Origin of the sequence: Terriglobus sp. TAA 43 (assembly GCF_000800015.1) — a bacterium.
Classification (GTDB): Bacteria; Acidobacteriota; Terriglobia; order Terriglobales; family Acidobacteriaceae; genus Terriglobus.
Genome location: NZ_JUGR01000004.1, coordinates 241,270 through 248,196, shown reverse-complemented (window position 1 = coordinate 248,196; position 6,927 = coordinate 241,270). Strand labels below are relative to the sequence as shown.

The window sequence follows — 6,927 nt, the reverse complement described above, 5'->3', positions numbered from 1 at the left end:
CGTCGTCTTGCCGTGATCGATATGACCAATCGTGCCAACGTTTACGTGAGGCTTACTACGGTCAAATTTTTCCTTCGCCATTGCTCTCTTGCTCCCTCATGCCCTGCGGGCAAAGTATGAAATTTACTACTACGAGGTAAATCCCTCGTGAAACTTGCGGGAGGGCACAGCCGAAGCCGTGCCCTCCCAAACTACTAAGACTGGAAACTAAGACGAACTACTTAGCTTCTTTGCCCTGCGTCTTTGCGATGATCTCTTCGCTCACGTTGCGCGGGGTCTCCTCGTACTGCTTGAACTCCATCGAGAAGTTACCGCGGCCCTGCGTGGAACCACGCAGGTTCGTAGCGTAGCCGAACATGGTCGACAACGGCACGGTTGCCTTGATGGCCTGAACGCCACCCTGCATTTCCATACCTTCAATGCGGCCACGACGCGAGTTCAGATCGCCGATAACGGTTCCCATGTAGTCTTCGGGAACAGTCACTTCGACAGCCATCACCGGCTCCAGCAGAACTGGCTTTGCCTTGCGGGCAGCTTCCTTGAATGCCATCGAACCGGCAATCTTGAACGCCATTTCGTTCGAGTCGACATCGTGGTACGAACCGTCATACAGCGAAACCTTGACGTCGACCATTTCGAAGCCAGCCAGAACACCACCAGCCATCGCTTCCTGGATACCCTGGTCGATCGGCTTGATGTATTCCTTCGGAATCGCGCCGCCCTTGGTGTCGTTGGAGAACTCGTAGCCCTTACCAACTTCGTTCGGCTCGATACGGATCTTCGCGTGACCGTAGTTACCCGAACCACCCGACTGACGGATGTACTTGCCTTCTGCTTCCGAGCTGCCCTTGATGGTTTCGCGGTAGTTCACCTGCGGCTTACCAACGTTGGCTTCCACCTTGTGCTCGCGCATCATGCGGTCCACGATGATTTCGAGATGAAGTTCGCCCATGCCCGAGATGATGGTCTGGCCGTTCGTCTGATCCGTGCGCACGCGGAAGGTAGGATCTTCCTGCGCGAGCTTGGCCAGCGCCATGCCCATCTTTTCCTGGTCGGCCTTCGTCTTCGGCTCCACCGCAACTTCGATCACGGGGTTCGGGAAGTCGATGGACTCGAGAACAACAGGTGCCTTGTCCGAGCAGATCGTGTCGCCGGTAACCAGGTTCTTCAGACCCACAGCAGCGCAGATATCGCCGGCCAGAATCTCCGTGATTTCTTCGCGCTTGTTCGCGTGCATCTTCAGCAGACGGCCAATGCGCTCCGTCTTACGCGTACGCGGGTTCAGAACCGAGTCGCCCGTCTTCAGCGTGCCCGAGTAGTTACGGATGAAGATCAACTGACCCACGAACGGGTCGGTCATGATCTTGAATCCGAGCGCGGAGAACGGCTCGTTGTCGTCAGCCTTGCGGATGATCTCAACTTCCGGATCTTCCGGATCGCGGCCGATCATCGGAGGAATGTCCAGCGGGCTGGGCAGGTAATCAATAACCGCATCCAGCAGCGTCTGCACGCCCTTGTTCTTGAACGACGAACCCATCAGGACCGGGAAGATCTTCATGCCGATGGTCGCCTTGCGGATACCGGCCTTCAGCTCTTCCAGCGTCGGCTCGACGCCTTCAAGGTACTTCTCCATCAGCGCGTCGTCGCTATCAGCAACAGCTTCGATCAGGTGCTGACGGAACTCCTTCGCCTTCTCCAACTGAGCCGCAGGAATCTCTTCCACAGAATACTCAGCGCCCATGGTCTCGTCGTGCCACAGGATCGCCTTCATCTGCACCAGGTCGATGACGCCAGCGAACTTTGCCTCTGCGCCGATCGCGAGCTGCAGCATGATCGCGTTCGCGCCGAGGCGCTCACGGATGGTGCCGGTTGCGTACTCAGCGTCGCCGCCGTTCTTGTCCATCTTGTTGATGAAGCAGATACGCGGAACCTTGTATTTCGTAGCCTGGCGCCACACCGTCTCCGACTGGGGCTGCACACCGGCAACTGCATCGAAGCAGGCCACGGCGCCATCCAGAACACGCAGCGAACGCTCTACTTCCGCCGTGAAGTCCACGTGGCCGGGCGTATCGATGATGTTGATGCGGTAGTTGTTCCACATGCACGTCGTAGCAGCCGACGTGATCGTGATGCCGCGCTCCTGCTCCTGCTCCATCCAGTCCATCGTCGCGGTGCCTTCGTGCACTTCGCCAATGCGGTGGTTAACACCGGTGTAGAACAGAATGCGCTCGGTGGTCGTCGTCTTACCGGCGTCGATGTGAGCCATGATGCCGATGTTGCGGCATTTATTCAGAGCAATTGTGCGTGCCACGGTGTTTTATCTCTTCTGCGGAACGTATTGGCTTCCGCTGCCCTTCGCAGCTTCAGGAGTAAGCCAGCCCGCCTGACTTACTCCTGAATCTGGGTCCCAAGTTAGTACATGTGTGTTACAGCGTTGTAGCAACCTACGAAAGACGTAAGTGCCATGACGTAACTACCAGCGGTAGTGAGCAAAGGCACGGTTCGCCTCAGCCATACGGTGTACGTCTTCCTTCTTCTTCATGGCCGCTCCACGGCCATTCGCAGCGTCGAGCAACTCGGCCGTCATCTTGTCGACCATGCCCTTCTCGCCACGCGAACGTGCGTAGCTAACCAGCCAGCGGATCGCCAGGGAGGTGCGGCGCTCGGGGTTAACTTCGATCGGCACCTGGTAGTTCGCACCGCCAACACGGCGGCTCTTCACTTCCAGCAGGGGCTTCACGTTCTCAACAGCCTTCTTGAACAGGGTAAGAGCGTCATCGCCGCCGCCCTTGGCTTCCAGACCCGTCATGCTTGCGTAGAAAATCTTCTGCGCAGTCGACTTCTTGCCGCCCCACATCATGCTGTTGACAAACTTCGTTACGAGGGTGGAACCGTATACCGGATCCGGAGCTACCTCGCGCTTTGCAATATGACCTTTACGTGGCATCGTTCTCTTCTTTCTTCTTCCCCCAGCGCCGTAGACTTCTCAAGCAACCTGGGCTTGGGTCCGTCCATAGTTCGGACGGATCGTTAATTTACTTTGCTGCCTGCTTCGGACGCTTTGCGCCGTACTTCGAGCGGCTCTGCGTACGCTTCGCCACGCCCACGCTATCCAGCGTGCCGCGAACGATGTGGTAACGCACACCCGGCAGATCCTTCACACGGCCACCGCGGATCAGCACAATCGAGTGCTCCTGCAGGTTGTGGCCTTCACCCGGAATATACGAAGTGACTTCGATTCCGTTGGTCAAACGAACACGCGCTACCTTACGGAGCGCCGAGTTCGGCTTCTTCGGCGTCTGGGTGTACACACGGGTGCACACACCACGGCGCTGCGGGGATCCCTGCAGTGCCGGGCTAGCCGTCTTATAGTTCGGCGCCTTGCGGCCCTTTTTCACAAGCTGATGAAACGTAGGCACGATAACTCCCTGAAACTTCGTATCTTATGTTGCTGAACTTTGGGTCTCTGCACCAGTCGCCGGCGAGGCGATGGGCTTTCCTTGACGAGACGCCGCGCACCCAAAACTCAGACGCACTTGCGAACTCCTCCCACCTCAGGCACGTCGAGACGCACCACGGGTAGGAAACCTTAGAACCCTTCCACTGTACCAAGAATGGTACGGAGCGTCAATGGAATCTACTGACGCTCCATTTCTTGCAGTGCACGTCGTAGCGGCTGGTCAGAAACCTGAATGGGCCCTTTGAACGGCACATTCATGTCCATCACCAGGTACAACGAACCAGAAATCAGCAGCGCTGAGAGTACCAGGGTGCCAATCACCATGGCATTGCGCGGCGCGCGATATCCAAAACCGATGAAAATCACCACCAGCCAGGCCACCAGCATCGCCACCAACAATCCCGGCGTACTGCCCTCTGACTGCTCCACAATCGCCCACCGTTGCTGCACGATGTGGTTGTAGTTCTGGCGCAAATCCTGCAACAACGAATCGTGGTACCTGTCTGCAGGGATAATGCGCGCGACTAGATCGCCAACATATTCCAGAGTGCGACCCGTGGAATCGCCCGTGTTCGATAACACGTCATCGGCTCGCGCTGGCTTAAGAATGGCCTGTTCGGTATAACGCCGCAGGGCAAGTCGCGCAGACTCAGCATCAGGCCCATAACTCCGCAGCATCCGATCCAGAATGATCAGGTTCGTGGCATATCCGTGGACGTTTGCATTGATCGTCTCGTAGGTGTTCTTCGCAGAGTTGAGCATCAGGCCAAATACCAGAGATGCCACCACAACAAAGATGCTCGTGATGTTTCGCACCGCTGCGGCTGTCTCATCGCTCCGATGCGAAATCGTCAGCCGCGTATTCTCGAACATCGCCAACATCGACGACGTCGTCAGCAAAACAAAAATTCCAACTGCGATCAGGATTTCACTCATGCAAGTGGGGCCTTACAGCACGATGAGAGTTCTTAAAACACAAAAGAGATGCCCATTGTCGCCCGCTGCTGGCGCATGACTCCCTCGTTAAAGGGGCCAATGATTTCCAGGGTGTAGCCCGGCAGTTCGTTCGGATCGAAGATATCGTTCTTCGACTTTGACCAGAAATCCGGCTGGCCAGTCAGCGTCTCTTTATAGTCCGCCCGCACCAGCACCCGCCGCGACACCCGATACTTCACACCGCCGCCATATTGCAGGCCCACCTGGAAGACACCGCCTCCCTCCAGGGGTGGGGTTGTGCCATATTTCCACGCGGCGGTCAGGATACCCACCGTGCTGAGCCCCAGCTTGAACCACGGAGACGCCTTGGTGATGGGCGCGTCCGTCAGGTGCATCAACCGCACGGAAGGCCCGGCAAAGACGTACGGTCGCCAGCGCGAATCCCGTCGCGTCAGGTGGTACTGCAAGTTGTACCCGAACTCCGTTGTGGAGAGCGTCGACTCCTCAAACCCAAACTCTGCTTCCGTCACCGGGTCGGTTTCGTCCGGTCCGGTCGCCAGATTCAGATCCACAAACTGCACCTCGAACGGGGTTCGGTTGTAGTCAAACGTGAACTCATGCGAGAAGTGCTCGCGCGTGTTCAGCGTCACCGATCCGCCAAGGTTCCATCCCGCAAAATGCTCGTTACCAAGAGCAGTGATGTACACCGGATCATTGAGATTGTCTGGCAGGAACACGTAGCCCACTGAGCCGCCATTGCCGCCGGAGTATCCGGCATATCCGCTGTGCACTCCGAGCTCCACCGTATAGCGCGGCAGCCCCGATTTGGTCACAGCGAGAGTGCCTACGGGAAGCCCTGGCTTGATCGGTTCCTGCGGACTCGCCTCAGGAGCCGCAGTGTCCGACTGCCCGATGGCATACCGATCCATGTCGATTACAGATTCCGTCGGAATAGGCTGCTCAGGAGGCTTCGGATGCTTCAGGCCCAGGCCCTGCTTCACTCCGCCATACGCGGTCACTGCAAGGTTGTCGCGCAGCAACATATTCCGCAAGGTCAACGTGGTCTGACGCGTCGCCTTGGTAGCAACGTTGGGATGCACGGGAAGCTCCGCCGTCTGATCCTTCGCCGGAACATTAAGTGGGGCTGCGCAATCATTCAGCTTGATCACGGCAATCCGGCCATCCGTCACAATCTCTTCGCCGGTGCCGTTCTTCGGATGCTCCGGTAGCCACGGCCTCGCCACCAGGTTCAACGCGGTGACGCAGCCAGTCAGCATCAGGTCATTCACAACCTTCGTACGCTCGTGGTCAATATTGTGGTCGATCTGGTGAATGAACGTCTTCTGGTCAGCAGAGAATCCAATGCCGATATCCTGCGTCGACGAAGAGACCCACACCTGCTCGCCGTCCCATTGATCGTTCGTAGCAAATACGCGCAGATGATGCCGCTTGGAAAAGGTATCCAGCGTCTTCGCCAATGCGTACGTGGGCTTCTGGCCATCCAGCGTGAGCAACGACATGGGAGCCCGGTGATAGGCTTCCTCCTCTGAGATGGAACGGATTGTCTGATAGGTCGACGTCGCCGTGAGGTCATCCACCTGCATCCATCCAGCAGCCTCGAAAGCGCGGTGTATCGCATCGGCTTTGCCGATCAGCATGAGGTTCGTCATGTCGGACGGCACCGGCTTTGGCGACGTCATCGTGCGGAACGGCTGTTTGTGAATCATCTCCTGCAGCTTCGTTGAAGCTGCCTCATCCTGCGCAACTGGAGTGACTCCCGGCTCAACTCCAGTTCCCACCTGTATGGGAGCCGTTGTCAGCAAAATCAATTCCGCATTGGCCGGTAGCGAAATTTCCGGGTCGGAGAAGCGCAGCAACGACGCGGATGATGTCGTGATAAATATCAACGCGATCGGATTGCTGAACGCCAGCGTTCCCGCCGCACCCGAAGCCTTATGACTCAACGTTCCGGTCGATCGCACGCCGGAAATGCGCCCGTTCTTCTGTACTACCTCGCGCGAATTCTCAATCTGCGCCACCTTCGCGGTGATGGGCACCACTGTGCCGTCGGGCAGGACAATCCGATCCATCGCCAGGCCGATGGATGAAGTCTCATGCTTCAGACCAAGCCCCACACTGTTCAGATGAACGACGCGGCCTTCCACCTTGCTGCCCAGCGGCAGCACCACCTTGTCGCCCTGCAGTACAGGAGCCGCGAGGATGGCCCGTACAGGAGAACCTTCTTTTGACGTATGCGTGGCCACACGCTCCGTCAGTCGTATCTCCAGCGCAGTCTTTTCTGGCAACACCACCTGCGCCACCGCACCGTTGCAAAACAGCGCAAAAGCGCCAAATTCCATCACGCGGCGAACCGCAAACATGAGCGTACTCAACTGCTCTGCCCCATCGTTCGTAGATTTTTGGTGTTAACGCTGTCATCTTAACCGCCCCTCGTTTACAGGCCCATGCCAGTTTGGTGTGAGCCCACATTTCCCACTGCAAATACTGCCGCGCTCTCTGCTAGCCTTCTC

General features: G+C 57.4%; 5 protein-coding genes. All 5 read right to left on the bottom strand.

The annotated features are described in order from the left end of the window. Positions 1-217 precede the first annotated feature (217 nt). The gene (gene fusA / locus M504_RS20435; protein ID WP_047497940.1) at positions 218-2,311 is read right to left on the bottom strand and encodes an elongation factor G; all 2,094 of its coding nucleotides are present in this window, start codon (positions 2,309-2,311) and stop codon (positions 218-220) included. Positions 2,312-2,473: 162 nt separating this feature from the next. Next, positions 2,474-2,947, bottom strand: a complete 474-nt coding sequence (gene rpsG / locus M504_RS20430; RefSeq protein ID WP_047497937.1) for a 30S ribosomal protein S7 — start codon at positions 2,945-2,947, stop codon at positions 2,474-2,476. Positions 2,948-3,035: 88 nt separating this feature from the next. Next, a complete protein-coding gene (gene rpsL / locus M504_RS20425) occupies positions 3,036-3,419 on the bottom strand; it encodes a 30S ribosomal protein S12 (protein ID WP_047497934.1) in 384 nt (127 codons plus the stop codon). Between the two features lie 218 nt (positions 3,420-3,637). Beyond that, positions 3,638-4,396 carry a DUF4239 domain-containing protein gene (locus M504_RS20420; protein ID WP_047497930.1) on the bottom strand — a complete coding sequence of 253 codons (759 nt, stop codon included), beginning with the start codon at positions 4,394-4,396 and terminating at the stop codon, positions 3,638-3,640. 32 nt (positions 4,397-4,428) lie between these two features. Then, positions 4,429-6,777 (bottom strand): LssY C-terminal domain-containing protein, encoded by a 2,349-nt coding sequence (locus M504_RS20415; protein WP_047497927.1) that lies wholly within the window; start codon positions 6,775-6,777, stop codon positions 4,429-4,431. Positions 6,778-6,927 lie beyond the last annotated feature (150 nt).